Source organism: Staphylococcus sp. KUGN1 (assembly GCF_045984185.1).
In the GTDB taxonomy this organism is placed as follows: Bacteria; Bacillota; Bacilli; order Staphylococcales; family Staphylococcaceae; genus Staphylococcus; species Staphylococcus warneri_A.
Genome location: NZ_JBJQIL010000003.1, coordinates 101,040 through 119,227, shown reverse-complemented (window position 1 = coordinate 119,227; position 18,188 = coordinate 101,040). Strand labels below are relative to the sequence as shown.

Below are 18,188 nucleotides of genomic sequence, written 5' to 3'. Positions count from 1 at the left end.
TGTGTGCTCAATATTGAGCACACACTGTTTTTTAATGTTTTATACCATCAATTTCTTCAATTCTAATTAAATTATTGATAATTCCTAAATAAAATTGACTTAATTCTTCACCTATACGTTTATAATCTGTTGCATCTAATCCGACAAAATCTAAATGATCCCAACCGTTCATCACTGGTTTGACTTGCCAAATACCTTTATCTGTAGATGGAGAAGTCATCCCTACCGTCTTAGCGGCTTGATTTGTAGGAAATAATGAAGACGACACTGGCACAATACCATCATTTTTCCTTACATTTACATTATCATCTCTACCGATTAACCTACTTGTTAAATCAAATAAGAAAAATTGTCTAATATTAGGATTCTCATTACCTAATGGTCCTGTATGTGTATCTAATCCTGTGAATGATGTATAAACAATATTAGGATTAAGTGATGTCATCTGATTTAGCTTCTCAGAACCTTCAGTCGTTAAATCATAGACTGCACTATCTTGAGTCTTCCAAATCTTACTATTTGCAACTCGTTTCACATAATCAATGTAACTTTCATCTGAACGTTGTTTGAATCCCCATTGTGAAAATCCGAGATCAATATGAGAATATTTATTTCCACTTAAGCGCCCTATTCTATTAAATACACCTTTTACAAAATCAGTATTCCCAAGTTTATCTGCAGCTGGTGTGCCATTATGTGGTGTAGCTAAAGTTGTGATTGATGAAATCATATTATCTTTACCACCTGTAAATAATGGAGAAATCTCACCACCATGTGCTTTTTGATATTCTATTTCTTCCTGATTACCATGTCTTAAAAAATGCTCAAGCAGACGTATCGTTTGACCTCCCATACTGTGACCTATTAAGTGAATCTTTTTACCTGGCTCCCAATCTGGCATAATCCCTTGATAAACTTTACCGTATCTATCATGCCCCGTTTTAGCAGCATGTGCTGCACCATAATCTACTTTTCCACCTTTAATATAATGATACAGTTCTACAGCGCGGTCATAGTTACTACTAAAAGCACCGACACTCGCTTCATGCACGTCATAACCTAGCTTCTCTAATCGTTTCTTAACTGGGAATTTTGTACCGCCCCAATAATTGGGATACAAAGCTGGTGCATTGTCACCCACTAATCCTAAAAATCCATGCACTAGTACTACTGGATATTTATTTTTATATTGATTACTTTTGACAGTAGCTTCATCTGTATTTTTAGGTTTAATATTCTGATTTGTAGTTTGCTGTTGTGTTTGGTTAGTAGATGTATTTGTGTTAACTTTTTGACTTGGAGTTGAATGGGGTTGCGTCTTTAATGAATGTGGTTGTTGCTGGCTAGATGACTTTACAGAAGTTGTGTTGTCTTTGCTTTGATTGGTACTTTGCTGTTTGGTATCTTTCTGCTCAATTAGCTGGTTATCTAATTTTTCTTTTACATCATTTTGAGATTGTAATTGTTGGTTATCGTTTTGTGGTTTAACGTCTAGACGTTGCTTTTGTTGTTTATGATTTGATGAATCAGGGTTTTCTTTTTGATTTAATTGCGAATGGTTAGATTGATTATTATTAACCTGCTTGTTTTTATCTTGATACTGATCTTGAATACGCTTATGATCATCTGCTTTTTCAATTTTTTCTGGTTTGATATTAGAAGTTTTGTCATCACTAAGTTGCTGTTTGTTATGACTTTCCTGATTATTAATGGAGGCCTCTTTTGAAGACTGATTAGGCGTCTGATTAGAAGCAGGTTGCTCCTGTTTTTCAACTTGTTCTGCTTGTGTTGATTTTGGCATTTTCTTATTGTCTTCTTTTGAGGATTGTTGCTCATTTTGTTGAGAATAAGACTGCGCGCCGTCTACTTTATTAATATTTTTGTCGATTTCCGATTCTTTTGAAGACACATTAGCTTCTTGATCGGAAGGTTTTGAGTGAGAAAGAACTAATTCTTGTGATAAGTGGGAGGATTGTTGCTCAGCAGCTTGAACGTCATGTTCTGAAACAAAAAATGTAATACCAGCTACAATTGATACAACACCTATTGTAAATTTTCGAATACTAAACTGTCTTTTCGGATTATTATTTTTCAAAAAAATCACCTCTATAAGTATTTCCCTCACTTATAGATTCAAAAAAATAACTGTTAATTAATTTTATCATATAATCTTTAATTGTTTTTAATCTTTTATTTGTATTTTAGTAAAGTTTTTTATTGATTTTATACTATATAGATTGATAAATTAGATAATTAATGGTTATGTTTGTTATATTGAAAATATCTTTCTAATTTAAGGAGTTCCTTTCATGGATCAATATCAAGAGTTATTCAATAATCCAAGTGGTTTTATATTTATACTTTTTATCTTCTATTTAATAGCAAGTTTATTTTTCTTTACCTTAACTGTATTTATTGGATTGAAACCTGTATCGTTTAAAGAAAAAATCTTAACAATCGTTATTTTAACTACTGTATTGACCCTTACTTTAACAGGTCTTTCATATGTCATTATTAAATAATAAAAAGGGGCACCAATATGATGGTGTCCCTTTATTTGAATATTTTAAATGGCATCAATCTTAATAAAATTTTACCATTATGATTATGATTGTCTGTTAGTACTTTTACTATGGATTGTGCGCCTTCATTTACTGAACGCATTAAAAATCCTTTTTGATGATTATTCAAGTCTGTCGTAATACCTCCAGGCATGACACCAAATATTTCAACCGGTATTTTATTTTTCTTAAAATGTCTACCAAATAATTTAATCATCGAATTTAATGGAGATTTAGTTGCAATATAACTAAATGGATGGAAAAAGCTATTAGGATTCAAAGGTATCGTTAAATTTAATATTCTGCCGTGATTTTTAGCTAAAATAGGTGTAAATGTCTTAATCATTTCGAAATTACCAAAGAAATTGACATTTGCTAGTTCCTTTAATTCATCAAGTTCAACATCCAGTGGTGATGCGTTCATATTGCCTGAAATACCCGCATTATTAATCAATGCTTTCAAATCAGAATGTTGTGTTGCTATATAATCAGCAGCTGCATGTATGGTATCAATATTATTTAAATCAATTTGTATCCATTCAGCTGTTATACCTTTATTTTCGAGTGTCTTAACGGCAGCACGACCTCTTTCTTCATTACGTGCACCTAATAATATCGTCCATCCTTTGTCACCTAGTTGTTTTGCCGTTTCAAAACCAATTCCCTTATTTGCGCCAGTTATTAATACTTTTTGTCTCATATATATACTCCTATTAATCTGTCTTATTGTTAATCCCACTATACAATATTGATACTTTTAAATCACATTATTTCCTTTTATTCATAAAATTTCAATTGTTGATTAAAGTCACTAATTTAAATAAATCAATATATTATGTTCTATTATATGTAACTGCTAAAATGCTAAAAAAGGAGGTAATGATTATGGAAGATAAAAGACTATTTTATAACCAACCTGGCGTTGTTATTAAAATGAAAGCTAAGGAAGGCAGAGGTCAAGAATTATTCGATCTATGTTTAAAGGCTAAACATTTAGAAGAATTGGGCATCGATGATCCTACCGATTGGGTTTTATGTCGTTCAGATGAAGATAACGATGTTTTATTGGCCTTTGAATTTTTCAGAAGTGATGAAGCTAAAGACAATCACTACTCAAAACCTAGTACTGAAGACGAAACAAATGAGATTATGGAATTATTAGCAGATACTCCTCAACGTATAGACACACACATTGTATATTCTAGCGAAACTGAAAAATAACTCATTTTCACAATAAAATTTTCTAACTGACATAAAAAGGTGATTTCTATGGATTTAATATAGAGGTCGCCTTTTTGTCTAATATTCTCAAATTACATTCTTATATGATATATTTCAATATTATTCATATCACTACATGATATTTTCCTACTTATATCTCGTTTTACTGAACTACACTATTTATATTAATAATAATATTTGTCATTTAGCCTCGTATTTATATATTTTCTTCTCATAATCAAAGTTTTCAACATCAATATTAGTATTATAATTATAATGTTTTGTTAATTGAAAGTTTAATATATAAAGAAAATGTAAATTTTAGTATTTTATTTATAAAATCACTAGAAATTATTATTACATTTATGTTACGTTAATATTACGAAATAAAAACAAACAAAGAGGAGATGTTTTTTTATGAAACGTAAAGTCTTAACAAGTTTATCAATTTTAGCTTTAACTGGATCTATCGTGTCATTTGCACCTGCTCATGCTTCAACAATACAAACTCAAGAAAAAGCACAGACAACACAGAAAGCACAATCAAAGGATGCTAAAAAACTAATCAATGATGCTTATAATATTGCCGCTAAAAAATTTGATTTCGATACAAAACGTTTAAAAACAACTGGTCATATTACTGATAAAGGATCTTATTATGAAATTCCATATTTTAACACTGATGGCGTAGGTGGTCTAAATACCATCGCTGTATATAAAAATAGTAATAAAGTGACAGTTTTCGAAAACAACACACCTCAAAACCAAGAATATGCCGGTAAAATTGACCTAAGCAAATACGATCTTAAAGATGTACCTAAAGAATAAATATAATTTCAAAAAGAAAGCGTCTTATTCATTTATTTTGAATAAGTCGCTTTCTTTTTGTATGTTCAATCATTATGTTTAATTAAATTCTACTAATAATTGTACTTCATTCATCTATACTTTATATATTTATTTCAAACAACAACAACTCCCATTAATGTAATTTTGAATTTTAGTTATTATAAGTAATGAAAATTACTTTTTATGATGATATTGTAAAGTTACTAATCCATGAAGGATTAGATAATAAACTATTAAGTCTAAATCACTATGTTTCTGATAAAAATTTATCAACTGGGGACATAGTAATACTAACGAGGGAATCATTTTTCCATTACTCAAGAAATATAAAAGCACACAATAATAATATTAAAATTGTAGGAGAAATCCATGGCCCTTTAAAATATATAACTGATGATATAGACCTTTCTTTAGAAACTATAGATTGTGTACGTGTAAGTACTGAGAATATTAAAGAGCATTTTATAAAAAAATATAAATATCACAATGTTTTTAGCCAATATGTTAATGCGAGACATATTAAATTAAATGAAAAACCAATTAATACTAAACGTAATTTTATGATTAAAGCTCGATTTGAAGATAATATCAAAGATATTTCTTATGTTATTAAGCTTTTTAATTATATAATAAAGAATAATATAGTTTCTGATATCAAATTATATATTATTGGGTATGGTCCATCTGAATTATTGTATAAAAACTTAATTAGATACTATAACCTTGAAGAACATATCTATATTAATAGAAAAGAACCGAAAAGTTATATTTACATATCTAGTTCACCATATGAAACGTTAGGTTATTCTATTTTAGAAACCATTGCCAACGGTAATAAAGCTTTGATTTATCCAGGTGATGATAAAGTATTAAAAGATATTTACAATGAATATAATGCTGTTGATTTTCTTACAAAAGACATATTAAAAGATAGTTTGATTTTAAAGAATATTTTACATTATAAATACAACTATAGTGATCGTTTGAAAGATTATCAGAGATTATTAAACACATTTATAAACAATAAATACGAAGTAAATTTACTTAATAATATTGAAAAATATTCACAAAATAAGACTATTAAAGTAAAAAAAAGATATTCAAATTTATATAAACAGTCATTAATCAAAGTTAAAAGAACACCTTTTTCTACCCTTAAAGACAGCAAATTTATAAAACTTGTATTAAAAAGCAGAATCATAAATAAAATTGTTAAACGCTTTTATCAAAAAAATCATAATGAAAGAAGCATAAAAACTCTAAATAGAATACAAGTTAATCGAAAGTTTGTTTTTATTGAGTCATTTCATGGTAAGAATTTTAGTGGTGATCCAAAATATATTGCTCTAGCTATTAAAAAAGCCTATAAGGATATGGAAATATATGTTAGTTCCGGTAATTCACTAGTTGATATGGAAATAAAAAGGTATGGTCTCATCCCTGTTCGTTTTGGTAGTAATAACTATGTCAATATTTTTAGAAAGTGCAAATATGTATTTATGAATGGAAATTCTTTAGATAAAGTTTATAAAGGTAATGATCAGATTTTTGTACAAACTTGGCATGGCTTTCCTTTAAAAAAAATGGTGAGCGATTTAAATAATGAAATTGAGAGAGAAAAGCAATTCAATGCATTCAATCCACGTATGATGAAGTGGGATTTTCTGATCACATCATCTGAAATTAATACTATTTTGTTGAATTCTGCATTTAAATTAGAATCTAATAAAAACTTAGTTACATTAGAATTCGGTGCACCTCGAAATCAATATTTGATTAATAATAATAACAGTAATGAAAAGCAATTAATTCAACAAAAATATTTATTTAAAGTAAATGATGAGAAAAAGTATATTTTATATTGTCCAACTTGGAGAAAAGAAAAGAGAAATCAAATTACTAATTTAAAGTTAACAGAATTATTATCATATTTACCAAGTAACTATGAAATTATAGTAAAACTTCATCCTAATGAAAGTAATCTTCGTACCAAATATAATGGATTGAGTGAACGCATTCATTGCTTTTACAACGAATTTGTAGATATACAAGAATTATATATTTTAAGTGAGTGTATGATTACTGACTATTCTTCTACAATTTTTGATTATATTCATTTGAATAAACCTATATTTATACTTCAAGAAGATCAAAAAGATTATGTAGACGACATTGGATTTTACTTTGACTTATTTGAATTAGGATACTTCCCTATTGCTTCATTAAACGAAGAAAGATTAGCACAGCAAATTCAAAAAATAAAATCAATTAATTATTCAAACATTAAAAATAGATTAATGAATAAGGATAATAAAAATAGTACAGAAAATATATTAGAAGCAGTATTTAAAAATACAAACAATTAATTAATTCCTCCTATAAGTCAGATTTAAAGTTACTTATAGGGGGAATTAAACCTCTGCAATATTATTTATTAATTTTTTGTCCTTCTAATTTCGAAGAGACAAATCCCATTTTAGCGTTGCCTTTCATTTTGGTACTATCTAGAGAAACATTAAATTTTAAGTTGAGTTTCATTGGTTTTTTTACATTTTGTTGCCAAGTGACATTATTTTGATTGATTTGAATATTGTTAAGTTCAGAAATATTATCTTTATCACTTTGATCAATAGCAACTCCATATATTTGGTGGTCTTTTTCATAGAAATGATATTCAATATTTAATACTACTATCGGCGTCTTAATAGTTACATTCCAATAGCCAAGTAATTGATGATAATCCGCTTCTTCTCCATCAATTTGTGGTGTTTGTTCACTTACATCTTCTTCTGTTGCCGTAGATTGATTTATAGATAACTTAGAGGAGCCTGTCCAACATTTTTCCACGCTGTGCCACGTTTTTCGTATTGGTATAGGCGTTCAATCTCGTACGCAATTTGTGGTCCTAATTCTCTTTCAACCAAATAAAATGCTAAATCTAATCCTGACGTTACACCTGCACCTGAAACAATGTCGCCATCATCTACTACACGTGCATTAACTACATGTGCACCAGCCCCTTCAAGCAAATCTAGTCCCATAAAGTGTGCTGTAACATGTCTGTCCTTAATAATATCTGCCATGGCTAATAATACGCCACCACCACATACACTAGCAATTGTCATATTCGGGTTGCGATGGACCTCTTTAATTTTATCTGTCATACCTTGATTCGCTATTTTACTCAATTTAAATGGTATAGAGGTCTCACTTTCCATATTTATTGAACCAGAAGCCCCTGGTATTAAGACTAATCCAGTTGTTTGAGTATCAAGTGTTGTTTCAGCTTGTAATTCATAATTACTAATACCGTTTTTAAATGTTCGTCTTTCATCGATACTCACAAATCTCACATCTATCGTCTCATCCGTATATTCAGTGGCAGCTAATAATACCTCATATGGCGCCATTACATCTAAAATGTCTACCTCATCAAATAATAAAATCTGAACTTTCATCTCTATCTCTCCTCATAACTATTTATCAATGCATATATCATGCTAACCGATATTAATTTGCATTTACTATTATAATGACCTCAATTAAACAAATCTTAAAAAGCCATCAAATGGCTTTAACTAATACCATTTGATGGCCTATATCATTCAAAATTCTATTTTTTTATAACATTTATGATTTAAAATCCAATACCACTGTGCGTAATATTTATATTTGTCACTTTATTATTTTTTATACTAAATATCACGCCGGGTCCTTGATTTGTTGGTTTATAACTTAATACTGATTTTTCCTTAGCTGACGTTTGATAAAGATCCATTCTTATTAAAGTATTACCATATGATTTTTTATATCTGTGTATGATAAATTATCTTTTACATTAATAGAAACACCAGATGCACTTTTTCCTGACTTTGTTACCCCATAAAACGTTTGATCATAAATATTCACTTCTCCATTACCTTTGGTTTAGACTATTTTCTTACCATTAAAAGTAACGTTATTTGCCTTAACTGCTTCCTTAAATTTATTAGATAATACAAAACTAGTATCATTGCCTGCATAACCATGATAATTATAATATGGTTACGTGGTTGCATGAGCCTAATGATGTATAGATTCTTCAACACCAACGCCTAAACCTAAAGTCACCCCAACTGCTAAAGTACCTGTTAACAAACGCTTTGATAAAGTATTCATTATTAACATTACTTTAATAGTTAAATGTCTTTCTAAAAGAAATATTGCAATAAGTCACAGAATACTAACTATTTAATTAATTTATAAATTTCTCTTAATTTATTTCTATCGTAAGATGCAACTCCAACAATTCTTTTATCTCTTAAATGATTTATAGATAAATTTAACGTATCAATCCCTTCTTTACTTAGAAAATTTGGCATGACTGTTATACCTTTATTTGCTTTTATGTTCGCTAATATCGACTCGTAGTTTTCTTTATACATTACATTTAATTTAGTTAAATTAACATTATCATCTAAAAATTTAAAAGTATCACATGGTGGAGATTGTATATAAATCATTTCATTCTGCAATTGATGTATAGAATTAATGTGTTCATATTTTATTTTTGAATCTATAGGAAAAACTATAACGAATTCTTCTTGATATATTTCTTGTGTCACTATATCTGCGTTATTTATATTTGTAATATCTCCAATAATGACATCTAAATAACCTTTATTTAATTTCTCTAATAAAATTGATGTACTATTTTCAATAACTATAGTTGATAAACTATCTTTATAATTATTCTGTAATTTAATTAAGGAAAAACTTGGTATTACTCCTATTTTCAAAATCTCGCTTTGGTGGTCATTGATTTGAAATTTTGTACTTTCAATAGATTTATTAATTTTTTTGAAGAGATCTAATACAATTTCACCTTGTTCATTTAAAAATATACCATTTACCGTTCTAATAAATAAAACACTATTAAAATAATCTTCTATACTGTTTATTCTTTTACTTAATGCTGGGGTACTTATATTTAAAGTATGCGATGCTTTATTTAAACTTTTGTATTCTGCTACTTTGATAGAATCATAAATATAATCAATATTCATAACTGGCGCTCCAAGGTATTAAAAATTTGTTTATACCCATATTAAAACATTAATTATTCTTTTAAACCATTTTATCCTTTATATTCAAAAACATAACAAATTACAATACTAAAATAGTTAAAGGAGAAAAACATGAAAAAAATATGGATTTTAACAATAGGTATGCTTGCTTTGGGAATGGATGCTTATATTGTAGCAGGACTATTACCAGAAATGAGTAAAAGTTTTAATAAAAGCAGTTCTGAAATTGGACAAGGTGTTACAGTCTTTACTCTATTGTTCGCAATTTCAGCACCACTTTTTTCTATTTTATTGGCTAAAAGACAAGTGAAGCATATTTTAATAATAGCAATTAGTATTTTTGCTTTAGCAAACCTTATAACAGCCTTCTCACCTAATTATCCTATTTATATCTTTTCAAGATCTATAGCTGGATTAGGTGCAGGTGTATTTTCACCAATAGCTATTAGCTCTAGCAGCCAACTAGTATCATCATCTCACAAAGGGAAAGCCGTTGCTTTTACAGTAGCTGGTATGAGTATAGGTACTGTTATCGGTGTACCTTTAGGGTTAGAAATTTCAAAAATAGCAAGTTGGCGCATAACAATGTTAATTATAGTATTGATAAGCATTTTAGCACTAATAAGCATATTAATATATATGCCGACTTTTTAAGTACAGGCTCCGCCTGATTTAAAATATCGATTCAAACTATTTAATAATATAAATGTAATTAGAATTGTCTCAGTTACACTCTGTGCATCCATTGCTAGTTTAGGATTATATACTTATTTAGCTGATATTATAAAAGCTAATGGTAATTTTGAAAATTTAGTATTTTATTTATCTGCCTGGGGCATCGGTGGACTTATAGGTAGCCTTAGCATAGGTTATGTTATAGATAAATTTAAAAATACCAGATTACTGATGTTTATTATTTTACTTACATTAATTATTAGCTTTGTCCTTATTATTATTGTTATTAAAATACCTATATTAAGTTTCTTACCCTTTATATTATGGGGGGCTATGGGATGGTCAACACAAGCACCCCAGCAGTATATATTACTTCACAACTATAAAGAACATGGGAGTGCAGCAGTAGCACTAAATAGTTCTATCAATTATTTAGGAAGTGCTATTGGTTCTGCCATAGGTGGGCTAATACTATTCACTGCCAATAATGTACTCTATCTTATTTATGGTGCTATTTTAATTGCTTTTATCGGAGTTATAATTCAAACAATCAATATATTGAATACCAAAAGTAATAACAGTTCTTGATAGTAGCTTTTATATTAAAAAGCAGTGACACGTAATTTTTACGTTCACTGCTTTTGTTAACTATTTAATAATATCAATCAATTCTTTTTTAGAAGCTGCTCTAGCTGGGATCCAACCGAAGACGATACCAATTAATGTGGATACGCCCACTGCTAAGATGACTGACCCGAGACTGACGGAACTCTTAACCATATCTGGTGTTGCTAAATCGACAAGTGTGGCAATAATAATACCGAGTATCAGTCCGATAATACCACCGAGTAGACACAATACAACACTTTCTACTAAGAACTGGATTTCGATATCTCGACCTTTGGCACCAAAGGCACGTCGTATCGCAATTTCCTCTGTTCGTTCGGTTACAGAAATATACATCACATTCATAACACCTATTCCGGCAATAAATAATGAGATACCCGCCACAGCTGCGACGAAGTAGGTGATCATATCTAATACTTTGCCAATACCTTTCATCATCTCTTCATTATCCGCAAAGCTATATTGGCCATCAGATACGCCCGTACCTTTTTTATTCAGCTCTTTTTCAACTTTCTTACCAACATCTTTCTTATTTTCACCATCGTTAACAGTTACTAATAGTTGTGGCGTCCCTTGAGATAAGTTGCTCATGTAGTGATCCGCTGTTTTAGTTGGCATTTGAACGACCGATTCAAGTGGCATACCATTCGCATCTTGACCACTTGCATCGCCAACACCAACCACTTTAAATCCTTCACCATTAATATAAATGGATTTGCCAACAGCTGCTTTCGCATTGTGAAATACCTTTTTCGCCACTTTACTATCAATCACGACGACTTTCTCCTGTGTATCGTTATCATCTTTCGTAAAACCATGGCCTTCATCGACCCCTGACACATGAGAAGCCTTTTTTAAACTGATTTCACCACTGCCATGTGTATTCGTTACTTTGGCAGAGTATGTACTATCTTCGCTTTCTTTAATTTTTGCACTTTTGACACCATTAATTTGTTCTACAACACTAATATCTTCTTGTTTAAATGGATTGTCTTTCGGTGCGCTCATGTCTTGTGTCATATATGATATCGATGCCTGATTTTTACCTGCACCAGCGTCGTCAAACTGTTCTGTCGTTGATTTTTTAAAGCCATTACCTAAAGCCATAATTGTAATCACGGCCGCTATACCGATAATAATACCAATCATCGTAAAGATATTACGACGCTTATTTTTTAAAATAGAGCGAAAGGCGACGGATAAAATATTAGAAAAGTTATTCATGCGTCAACACCTCTTCCTCTTTCACACGACCATCTAAAATATGAATAATACGATCAGCTTTATTCGCTACCTCACGATCGTGGGTTACCATAATCATGGTTGTTCCTTTTTCTTTGTTTAACGACACAAACAAATCCATAATATCTTTTGATGTTTTTGAATCTAATGCCCCTGTTGGCTCATCGGCAATGATAAATTTAGGTTCATTAATAATCGCTCTCGCAATCGCGACACGTTGTTGTTGTCCCCCTGATAATTTATTAGGAAGTAAGTCTTCCTTCTGATGTAGACCAACATCTTCCAATCCTTTTAACACTTTGGCTTTACGGTCTTTACTACTCATTCCATTATATATGAGTGGAATACTGACATTTTCAAGAATGGTATTATTTTGAATTAATTTAAAGTTTTGAAACACAAATCCTACCGTAAGATTTCGTATCGTTGCGAGACGATTATCTGATGCTTTTTTATAATTGTCACCGTTAAAAAGGTAATCGCCTTCATAACCACGGTCAATAAATCCTAAAATATTAATTAATGTACTTTTACCTGACCCTGATGGTCCCATAATCGCGATAAATTCACCTTCATCAATATGAATATCAATATCTTTTAAAATATGATTCGTTTCGTCACCATTTTTGAAATGTCGATTGATTTTTTTCAATTCAATCATGATGACACCTCAACTTTTTCTCCATCATTTAAATTACCTTTAGGGTTTTTGATGACTTTGTCACCTGCTTTAAGACCTTTTTTCACAATAATTTGGCCATTGTTGCGGTCGATTTTAATATCACGTTTGTGAACTTTATTATTTTTATCTAATACAAAGACATCGTTATCTTTTGTTAAAGCATCGTTAGGTAGTTTTAAAGATTTTAATGGAATTTTCGCGTCCATTGAGAAACCTGAACGTACTGGAATATCTAAATCACCAATAATGACATTGTATTTAGATGTATCGCCTTCTTTACCACCAGATGGATTATTTACCGTTGGATTTGAAGCTTGTGCGGCACTACCACCATCTTGTCCTTCGTCACCTTGGCTACCTGCACTTGCTTGTGCGCCACTTGTTTCACCACTAGCGCTGTCATCATAACTCGTTGGTAATTCATCTATTTTAAGGATCTTACCTTTACCTTTTTTACCATTACTATTAACTGTGACATCGACTTTGTCACCTTCTTTGATTTTCTCAACATCAAACTCCGTGACAGTTGATTTAATTTGTGGATTGTCTGAAATAAGTTGTAAGACAGGTTGTCCGTCACCAGCATCTTCCCCATTTTTAATATTGACCTTACCATCAAATGCCGCATAAATACTATCGTTCATTTGTTTATCATGTTGTGCCAGTTGTTGTTGTGCTTCGTTAAGTGAACTTTGATCTTGTGTCAGTTTAGATTGAAGCTCATTATTGTTAGGACTTTGATTGATTTTTTGATAATCATCATTCACTTGTTGTTGTGCTTGATCCACTTTGTTTGCGAGTTGTTGACGCTTACTATTGTTCGTATCATAACTGATAAGACGGTCCCCTTGTTTGACCTTTTGACCGTCATCAACGGCTGGACTCTGGAATGTGCCAATTTGACTATTGTTATTATATGTTTTGACCGATTTCGGAGACGCTTTCCCCTCTAGACTAATCGGTGTTTCTTTCTTAACTGTATATGTATCGTAACCTTTACTATCTTTATTACCAGAGCCTGTTGTCTGTTTCACGATGAACGCTGCAATAACTAGAAGTAGAATGATTGCCACGCCGATAATACTCCATAATATGTTTTTCTTCATGTCCTATGCTCCTTAAAATGTATTATATTTTGCATGATAACATACTTTAATTATTATATATATTTAATTTAAGGAGATTTAAGCTTATTTTAAGTTTGATAATAATGAAAAAGTTTTTGTATTTCTTTTACTTACTCTATTTTTTATACTTATTTAAAATAAAAATTGATATTTTAAAAATTATTTAACAATGTTATTCTGTTATTAAAATAACAATAAGGGGAGATACATATATGGAACAAACGAATACAACACAACCTGAAGCATCACAATCTAACTTACCTTTTGTAGACCATTTTAGAAAGATACGACAAAATCCAAAATGGCTTGTAAAGTTAATCATATTTATTGTTTTAACTTTTGTATCTATGGCATTAGCATTAAATATTACAGATAATACCAAAGCCTTGAAGCAAGCAGGTTTAAGTCAATCTGAAATTGATAAGCAAAACCAATTTAATGTAGCAACTTTTATCGGGCAATCTATTGGAGCAATTATTTTTGGATTACTAATAACTTTCGTTATCTTCTTAGTTATTTCAAAAATTATGAAATCTGATGCAAGTGCTATTCAGATTTTTTCCGCTACAATTTCATATTCAATAATTACAGTAGTTTTTACAATTATCGTATACGGTATTCAAGCCTTGTTTGGTTTAACTATTCCAGAAACACAATTAGATAGTCTCAATGTATTTGATAAAGGAAATAATTACTTAGTACCATTCAGTTTATCTAACTTATTATCAGCTTATTTAATATTTGCAGTTTATTTTGGTACTAGTAAATTATCTAAAAAAGCATCTATTATTTGGGCAGTAGTTGCCTTAGTATTAACTATTGGCTTTGGCTTAATTGGTGCAGGTATGCAGGATTCCATGCAAAGTTTATCTGGTATGTAATCAATATTAAAAATTCCCAGAACCGCTTCGGAACTGGGAATTTTTTATTGATTATATTCAATTACTTTTCAAATGCTTTTGTTTCAATATCTTTATCTTTTAAGAAGTTCTCTACTTTCTTCTGTTGTTTACCGTTTACTTTATCTTTATATTTTGAATTTAATTTATCGATTTCTTTTGTATCTTTTTTATCTAACTTTTGTAATTTTGAAGTTAATTGATTTAAATAGTCATTGGTTTCTTTAGTATATTTTCCTGTTAATTCAGTACCTTCTTTATATCCTTTAGGTAATTCATTTTTTCTAATATAATCTTCAAAGTTTTGATCATTTTCTTTAGACATATGTTGTAATTTATTTAGTTTCTTTTTATCTTTTTTATTGAGTTTAGTTTCTGAGCCTAAATCAGTAATATTGTCTGCTAAATCCTTATTCGTATTTAAGTATGTCTTAATACTATTCTTTAATTCCTTTTCAGATAATTGCTTATTCGATTGTTGATCTACAAACACTTTCTTAGGAATAGGTGGTAACTTTTCATCGTCATTTTTATTTATCTTTTCATGATCATCATGTCCAGAACATGCTCCTAATATCAAAGATGACGTAAGTAATACCGATGTTAGCCTTTTATAACGCATGCAACCATCCTTTAAATTATATTTATTATTAAAATATATGCTATCAAAGGACATTTAAAATGTAAAAATATTTTCTATTTCACTTACAAAAATTTAAAAGCTAAATAAATACTTAGCCCTCCTATTGCTCCATAACCACCACTTACTAGAATAAAGAGTTGTTCTGTCAAAATGTTTTTACACCTTGTCAAATCAACATTTGAAAGACTTACCTTAGACTACCCTTTATATATTATTTCAAAATAAAAACGCTCCTTTGTCAGGAACGCTATCGAACTATAACTATACGTCATATGCTTTTAAAATCATTTTTAACATTTTCTCTATATATGCTTTTGTCAGAGACTGCGGTTTGATTAATATATTGAAATAAATAGGAGAGAAAATGATATCGATAAATAAATCTTGATTGTCTTCTTCGATATGTTGACTAATGATGGATTTTAAAATCGTTCTATTATGTTCAAAGTAATCTCTCATAAATTTTTCTCGTGCTTCTGTCTGTTGATTGCTTATCAATATTTCAATAACAGCACTACCTAATGGTGTCTTATAGATTTTCATAACTTTAATTAGAAAATCATATAGACTATCAAACAGATTGCCATATTCTGGTTCAATGATTCGTGATTGATCTACGAACATATCTACAATCATTGACTCTTTGTCTTTCCAACGACGATATATGGTTGCCTTAGAGACACTCGTGTTCTCTGCAATTTGATCTATCGTCATATTTTTAAAATGTGTTGTTTCTAACAAGCGATTAATCTCTTCATAAATTTTTTTATTTACTGTTGGGTCTTTCGGTCTTCCAGCCATATTTTTCCCTTCTTTTACGTGCTACGTACTCCACGATTTCAAATATTATAAATGCACTTACAAACCATACTATAAATCCAACAATAATGCTAAGCAACCACATATGTGTTACGTTGAGCATTGCCCATGTTGCTAATATACTAAACAGAACGCCAGTCATACCAAAGACTGCTCCTCGACTCACATGCATTGCCACTTTGTTACCATATTGCATTCCAGAAATGCACATAGATACTAAAAACACTGCCGGGAAAGTAGCAAATATTCCTCCGAATTCTTTCCAAGGAAGTACCACTGAGACGATATAACTAATTAATACTGCTAATCCACCAACTAAAAATTTAATAATTGTTAATTTCATTAAAATGTACCTCCTTTTATATATGTCTTACTACAAAAATCGCCACAGAAATGACAAGCCAACACAATATGGCAAATACTGTACCACTTTTATAGTCTTTCTTATAAATAAAAATTGAGGTAAAAAATACAGTTAAAATACACGATATAATACCTACTATCGCGCCTGTACTTAAATGCATAGACATTTTAATGAGTTCATCGCCCTCATGATCTATGGTTAATGCTATCACTGCTGCTAAGTAGACTGCGGGCATTGTAGCTATAATACCACCTAGTTTACCGCCAACTTTCTCTGCCATAATTGATGCTAAAGCAACCGCAAATCCACCGATTACAAAATGAAGTATCGCACTTGATATAGATATTCCGAACACAATAATCCTTCTTTGCTAATTATTAAACGAAACGTTTCGTTTACTTTTAGTGTAAAACGCACTTTATCAATTGTAAACAATAAAATCAATAGACCTAATTTTCTAATTATTACTTAGCTAGTTTGAACTCTCTATAAATATTAAATCATAATAAAAACTCCTTTCATCTCAATGACAAAAGGAGTGCTACTTACTTCTTATAAATTCTGATTTTAATTTCATAATAATCATCGTGATCTCTATCTTTTTGTTCAACGTGTAAGCCCGATTGTTGAATTGCTTCGATACTTTTACCTACTTCATCTCTTGCTTGCGTTACATCTTGTGAGAATTGGAATGACTGTGCTTTAATCTTTTCAGGTCCTGTCTTTTGACGTACTTTATCTTCTGTTTGCTTCACATTAAGCTTTTGAGCTATGACCTGTTCAATTAATGCTTCTTGATCTTCTTCGGATAATACGAGTACAGCACGTGCATGTCGTTCAGTTATTTTACCTTCTCTTAATCTTGTAATGACTTTAGGTGCTAATTTTAGTAAGCGTAGCTTATTAGCAATGAAGCTTTGGCTTTTACCTAAACTTTTCGCTAATTCACTCTGTGTTACATCACCAAGTTCAAGTAGCTTTTTATATGCTTCCGCTTCTTCGACTACGGATAAGTTTTCACGTTGAATATTTTCAATTAATGCAACCACTGCAGTTTCTTCATCATCCATATCTCGGATAATGACATCTGCTTGAGACATATTTAAAGATTGCATTGCTCTAAATCTGCGTTCACCTGCAATAATTTCGAACATATCTTCTTCAATAGGTCTAACTACAATCGGTTGTAATAATCCATGTTCTTTAATTGATTCTGCAAGTTCATGTATTTTACTTGGTTCAAATACTTGTCTAGGTTGATAACGATTAGGTACGATACGTTCAATATGAATGGACTCAACATTATTATTTCGGTCTTCTTCAATAGAACCCATGATGTCATCTTTGTTTTTTAAACCAAATAATTTTGAAAAAGGTTTCTTCATAATCCATTCGCTCCCTCTCATTCATTTC

18 protein-coding genes and 2 pseudogenes are annotated in these 18,188 nt (G+C 30.4%); 6 read left to right on the top strand and 14 right to left on the bottom strand.

What is annotated here, in order from left to right:
- Positions 1-31: 31 nt before the first annotated feature.
- Complete coding sequence (gene lip, locus ACJQQZ_RS09035) at positions 32-2,095, bottom strand: YSIRK-targeted triacylglycerol lipase (RefSeq protein WP_124228191.1); 2,064 nt, start codon at positions 2,093-2,095, stop codon at positions 32-34.
- 214 nt (positions 2,096-2,309) lie between these two features.
- On the opposite strand from lip, the gene ACJQQZ_RS09030 reads away from it, so the two are divergent.
- Positions 2,310-2,522 (top strand): hypothetical protein, encoded by a 213-nt coding sequence (locus ACJQQZ_RS09030; RefSeq protein WP_124228190.1) that lies wholly within the window; start codon positions 2,310-2,312, stop codon positions 2,520-2,522.
- A gap of 31 nt (positions 2,523-2,553) precedes the next feature.
- On the opposite strand, the gene ACJQQZ_RS09025 is transcribed toward ACJQQZ_RS09030, so the two are convergent.
- Positions 2,554-3,261, bottom strand: a complete 708-nt coding sequence (locus ACJQQZ_RS09025) for an SDR family NAD(P)-dependent oxidoreductase (RefSeq protein WP_124228189.1) — start codon at positions 3,259-3,261, stop codon at positions 2,554-2,556.
- A gap of 185 nt (positions 3,262-3,446) precedes the next feature.
- Here ACJQQZ_RS09025 and ACJQQZ_RS09020 point away from each other — a divergent pair, with 185 nt between their 5' ends.
- The 3 genes from ACJQQZ_RS09020 to ACJQQZ_RS09010 all read left to right on the top strand — a co-directional run bounded on the left by ACJQQZ_RS09020 (position 3,447) and on the right by ACJQQZ_RS09010 (position 6,997).
- On the top strand, positions 3,447-3,782 hold the full coding sequence (locus tag ACJQQZ_RS09020; protein WP_107532948.1) for a putative quinol monooxygenase: 336 nt from the start codon (positions 3,447-3,449) through the stop codon (positions 3,780-3,782).
- 417 nt (positions 3,783-4,199) lie between these two features.
- Positions 4,200-4,610, top strand: a complete 411-nt coding sequence (locus ACJQQZ_RS09015) for a hypothetical protein (protein ID WP_124228188.1) — start codon at positions 4,200-4,202, stop codon at positions 4,608-4,610.
- Between the two features lie 188 nt (positions 4,611-4,798).
- Positions 4,799-6,997 carry a CDP-glycerol glycerophosphotransferase family protein gene (locus ACJQQZ_RS09010; RefSeq protein WP_124228187.1) on the top strand — a complete coding sequence of 733 codons (2,199 nt, stop codon included), beginning with the start codon at positions 4,799-4,801 and terminating at the stop codon, positions 6,995-6,997.
- A gap of 61 nt (positions 6,998-7,058) precedes the next feature.
- Here the strand turns inward: ACJQQZ_RS09010 and ACJQQZ_RS09005 are convergent, their stop codons facing one another.
- From ACJQQZ_RS09005 to ACJQQZ_RS08990, 4 genes and pseudogenes are all read right to left on the bottom strand, one after another.
- A complete protein-coding gene (locus ACJQQZ_RS09005) occupies positions 7,059-7,478 on the bottom strand; it encodes a hypothetical protein (protein WP_242238609.1) in 420 nt (139 codons plus the stop codon).
- Positions 7,439-8,089, bottom strand: coding sequence for a DJ-1/PfpI family protein (locus tag ACJQQZ_RS09000; RefSeq protein ID WP_242238610.1), 651 nt, complete (start codon positions 8,087-8,089; stop codon positions 7,439-7,441). The genes ACJQQZ_RS09005 and ACJQQZ_RS09000 overlap by 40 nt, the downstream gene beginning before the upstream one ends.
- A gap of 469 nt (positions 8,090-8,558) precedes the next feature.
- Positions 8,559-8,663, bottom strand: a pseudogene (locus tag ACJQQZ_RS08995) (immunodominant staphylococcal antigen IsaB family protein); the annotation flags it as partial.
- A gap of 194 nt (positions 8,664-8,857) precedes the next feature.
- Positions 8,858-9,676: a LysR family transcriptional regulator gene (locus ACJQQZ_RS08990; protein WP_145506183.1), complete on the bottom strand. Its 819-nt coding sequence runs from the start codon at positions 9,674-9,676 to the stop codon at positions 8,858-8,860.
- 132 nt (positions 9,677-9,808) lie between these two features.
- Here ACJQQZ_RS08990 and ACJQQZ_RS08985 point away from each other — a divergent pair.
- Positions 9,809-10,960, top strand: a pseudogene (locus ACJQQZ_RS08985) (MFS transporter).
- A 60-nt stretch (positions 10,961-11,020) separates the two neighbouring features.
- Here ACJQQZ_RS08985 and ACJQQZ_RS08980 read toward each other — a convergent pair.
- The 3 genes from ACJQQZ_RS08980 to ACJQQZ_RS08970 are packed head-to-tail and all read right to left on the bottom strand — an operon-like array spanning position 11,021 to position 14,029.
- Positions 11,021-12,223, bottom strand: coding sequence for an ABC transporter permease (locus ACJQQZ_RS08980; protein WP_002451534.1), 1,203 nt, complete (start codon positions 12,221-12,223; stop codon positions 11,021-11,023).
- A complete protein-coding gene (locus ACJQQZ_RS08975; RefSeq protein ID WP_104681715.1) occupies positions 12,216-12,902 on the bottom strand; it encodes an ABC transporter ATP-binding protein in 687 nt (228 codons plus the stop codon). Before ACJQQZ_RS08975 ends, ACJQQZ_RS08980 begins: the two co-directional genes overlap by 8 nt.
- On the bottom strand, positions 12,899-14,029 hold the full coding sequence (locus tag ACJQQZ_RS08970; RefSeq protein ID WP_124228185.1) for an efflux RND transporter periplasmic adaptor subunit: 1,131 nt from the start codon (positions 14,027-14,029) through the stop codon (positions 12,899-12,901). The genes ACJQQZ_RS08975 and ACJQQZ_RS08970 overlap by 4 nt, the downstream gene beginning before the upstream one ends.
- A 233-nt stretch (positions 14,030-14,262) precedes the next feature.
- On the opposite strand from ACJQQZ_RS08970, the gene ACJQQZ_RS08965 reads away from it, so the two are divergent.
- Positions 14,263-14,931 carry a YIP1 family protein gene (locus ACJQQZ_RS08965; protein WP_075778333.1) on the top strand — a complete coding sequence of 223 codons (669 nt, stop codon included), beginning with the start codon at positions 14,263-14,265 and terminating at the stop codon, positions 14,929-14,931.
- Positions 14,932-14,992: 61 nt separating this feature from the next.
- On the opposite strand, the gene ACJQQZ_RS08960 is transcribed toward ACJQQZ_RS08965, so the two are convergent.
- The 5 genes from ACJQQZ_RS08960 to noc all read right to left on the bottom strand — a co-directional run bounded on the left by ACJQQZ_RS08960 (position 14,993) and on the right by noc (position 18,160).
- Positions 14,993-15,571: an NDxxF motif lipoprotein gene (locus ACJQQZ_RS08960; RefSeq protein ID WP_124228184.1), complete on the bottom strand. Its 579-nt coding sequence runs from the start codon at positions 15,569-15,571 to the stop codon at positions 14,993-14,995.
- Between the two features lie 282 nt (positions 15,572-15,853).
- Positions 15,854-16,393, bottom strand: coding sequence for a TetR/AcrR family transcriptional regulator (locus ACJQQZ_RS08955; RefSeq protein ID WP_049425402.1), 540 nt, complete (start codon positions 16,391-16,393; stop codon positions 15,854-15,856).
- Positions 16,359-16,754, bottom strand: a complete 396-nt coding sequence (locus ACJQQZ_RS08950) for a DUF3147 family protein (RefSeq protein WP_002466371.1) — start codon at positions 16,752-16,754, stop codon at positions 16,359-16,361. The genes ACJQQZ_RS08955 and ACJQQZ_RS08950 overlap by 35 nt, the downstream gene beginning before the upstream one ends.
- 16 nt (positions 16,755-16,770) lie before the next feature.
- Positions 16,771-17,130: a DUF3147 family protein gene (locus tag ACJQQZ_RS08945; RefSeq protein WP_002451542.1), complete on the bottom strand. Its 360-nt coding sequence runs from the start codon at positions 17,128-17,130 to the stop codon at positions 16,771-16,773.
- Positions 17,131-17,320: 190 nt separating this feature from the next.
- Positions 17,321-18,160, bottom strand: a complete 840-nt coding sequence (gene noc, locus ACJQQZ_RS08940) for a nucleoid occlusion protein (protein WP_002451543.1) — start codon at positions 18,158-18,160, stop codon at positions 17,321-17,323.
- Positions 18,161-18,188: the final 28 nt, after the last annotated feature.

Coding starts and splice junctions, on each gene's coding strand:
- ACJQQZ_RS09030 (WP_124228190.1), top strand. CDS start 2,310: ATGGATCAATATCAAGAGTTATTCAATAATCCAAGTGGTTTTATATTT.
- ACJQQZ_RS09025 (WP_124228189.1), bottom strand. CDS start 3,261: ATGAGACAAAAAGTATTAATAACTGGCGCAAATAAGGGAATTGGTTTT.
- ACJQQZ_RS09020 (WP_107532948.1), top strand. CDS start 3,447: ATGGAAGATAAAAGACTATTTTATAACCAACCTGGCGTTGTTATTAAA.
- ACJQQZ_RS09015 (WP_124228188.1), top strand. CDS start 4,200: ATGAAACGTAAAGTCTTAACAAGTTTATCAATTTTAGCTTTAACTGGA.
- ACJQQZ_RS09010 (WP_124228187.1), top strand. CDS start 4,799: ATGAAAATTACTTTTTATGATGATATTGTAAAGTTACTAATCCATGAA.
- ACJQQZ_RS09000 (WP_242238610.1), bottom strand. CDS start 8,089: ATGAAAGTTCAGATTTTATTATTTGATGAGGTAGACATTTTAGATGTA.
- ACJQQZ_RS08990 (WP_145506183.1), bottom strand. CDS start 9,676: ATGAATATTGATTATATTTATGATTCTATCAAAGTAGCAGAATACAAA.
- ACJQQZ_RS08980 (WP_002451534.1), bottom strand. CDS start 12,223: ATGAATAACTTTTCTAATATTTTATCCGTCGCCTTTCGCTCTATTTTA.
- ACJQQZ_RS08975 (WP_104681715.1), bottom strand. CDS start 12,902: ATGATTGAATTGAAAAAAATCAATCGACATTTCAAAAATGGTGACGAA.
- ACJQQZ_RS08970 (WP_124228185.1), bottom strand. CDS start 14,029: ATGAAGAAAAACATATTATGGAGTATTATCGGCGTGGCAATCATTCTA.
- ACJQQZ_RS08965 (WP_075778333.1), top strand. CDS start 14,263: ATGGAACAAACGAATACAACACAACCTGAAGCATCACAATCTAACTTA.
- ACJQQZ_RS08960 (WP_124228184.1), bottom strand. CDS start 15,571: ATGCGTTATAAAAGGCTAACATCGGTATTACTTACGTCATCTTTGATA.
- ACJQQZ_RS08955 (WP_049425402.1), bottom strand. CDS start 16,393: ATGGCTGGAAGACCGAAAGACCCAACAGTAAATAAAAAAATTTATGAA.
- ACJQQZ_RS08950 (WP_002466371.1), bottom strand. CDS start 16,754: ATGAAATTAACAATTATTAAATTTTTAGTTGGTGGATTAGCAGTATTA.
- noc (WP_002451543.1), bottom strand. CDS start 18,160: ATGAAGAAACCTTTTTCAAAATTATTTGGTTTAAAAAACAAAGATGAC.